This window comes from Mesorhizobium sp. M1E.F.Ca.ET.041.01.1.1 (genome assembly GCF_003997355.1).
Classification (GTDB): Bacteria; Pseudomonadota; Alphaproteobacteria; order Rhizobiales; family Rhizobiaceae; genus Mesorhizobium.
Map to the genome: position 1 here is coordinate 1 of NZ_RZSL01001120.1, position 870 is coordinate 870.

The following is an 870-nucleotide window of genomic DNA, read 5'->3' on the forward strand; positions in this document are numbered from 1 at the left end:
GTCGGTGGCAAGCCGCTGCAGCGAAGCCTCCACCACCTCGCGGATATGCTCTGGCCGGCTGTCGCGCCCCGTTCCGTCCTGCTTGCCGTCGACGATGCGGAAGCCGAATTTTGTCGCGATCGTCACCTGATCGCGCCGGCCCTTCAGCGCGCGGCCGAGCAGCTCCTCGTTGATGAAGGGCCCGTAGACCTCGGCCGTGTCGAGGAAGGTGCAGCCGAGCTCGATCGCCCGGTGCAGCGTCGCGATCGACTCCGCCTCGTCGGCCGGTCCGTAGGACTGGCTCATGCCCATGCAGCCGAGGCCGATCGCCGAGACGACGAGCCCCTGGTTGCCGAGTTTCTGCTTGCCCAGGCTCATCGTCTTGCTCCGGCCGAATTTGCAACCCGGCTAAATTATAGGGTCGGCACCGAGCACGTCCAGCGCTTGATCCATGTCAAGGGAAACCGGAGAGCGGGATCGTATGGTCGGTCCGTCTTGGGAAGGACGCAAGGCGGGCGGGTGGTTCCGGCCGACTCCACTCCCTCGGAACCCTGACGGAACCACCTGGACCGCCTTGTTGGCTCAGGCCATCGGCAGCAGCCGACGCATGATCAGCGAGGCGTGGCCGCCGACCCCATGCGCCGCCGGCCGGTGCTCGACCACCTCGAAGCCATGCTTGCGGTAGAAGGCGATCGCCCGGTCGTTACCCTCGATCACCTCCAGCGCGATGCTGGGAATGCCGGCATGGGCGGCGAGCACGGCATGCAGAAGATCGACGGCAAGGCCGGTGCCGAACTCCTGCGGTTCGATATGCAGCCGGTCGAGCATGACGTCGCCTTTCTCATCCATCGCCGCCATCGCATAGCCCGCGATCGAGCCATCGGTCCGCTC

General features: G+C 66.3%; 2 protein-coding genes. Both read right to left on the reverse strand.

The window, feature by feature from the left end; genetic code table 11:
- The coding region (locus tag EOA38_RS37810) for an aldo/keto reductase (RefSeq protein WP_145966347.1) at positions 1-357 on the reverse strand (357 nt) is incomplete at its 3' end.
- A 204-nt stretch (positions 358-561) separates the two neighbouring features.
- On the reverse strand, positions 562-870 hold a 309-nt coding region (locus EOA38_RS37815), incomplete at its 5' end, for a GNAT family N-acetyltransferase (RefSeq protein ID WP_145966348.1).